The organism is Anoxybacillus sp. LAT27, from assembly GCF_022030075.1.
GTDB classification, from domain to species: Bacteria; Bacillota; Bacilli; order Bacillales; family Anoxybacillaceae; genus Anoxybacillus; species Anoxybacillus kestanbolensis.
In genome coordinates, this window is sequence record NZ_JAIWYK010000279.1 from 1 (window position 1) to 234 (window position 234).

Sequence of the window (234 nt, forward strand, 5' to 3'; positions counted from 1 at the left end):
GCCTCAACGATGTGTTTAAGGAGGCGTTCAACCCGGCGGTGCTCCGCGACGACCAAGGCCCGGCGCGTCGGGCGCTTGAGCGTTGCCTCGATGAGCTGCTCGCATCAGTTGGCTTTGATTTGGCCCAAGAGCTGCGGGCGACGAGCTTGCGTGTTGAGTCGTTTTTGCACAAGCAGCTGGCCGAGCAGTTCTCTCGCCTATTCCATGAGCTTCGTCGTTTAGATGATGCGCTCG

General features: G+C 59.8%; 1 protein-coding gene. It reads left to right on the forward strand.

Going from position 1 to position 234, the window contains the following annotated elements; genetic code table 11:
- A partial coding sequence (locus LD028_RS09450) for a hypothetical protein (RefSeq protein WP_237811668.1) occupies positions 1-234 on the forward strand: 234 nt, incomplete at both ends.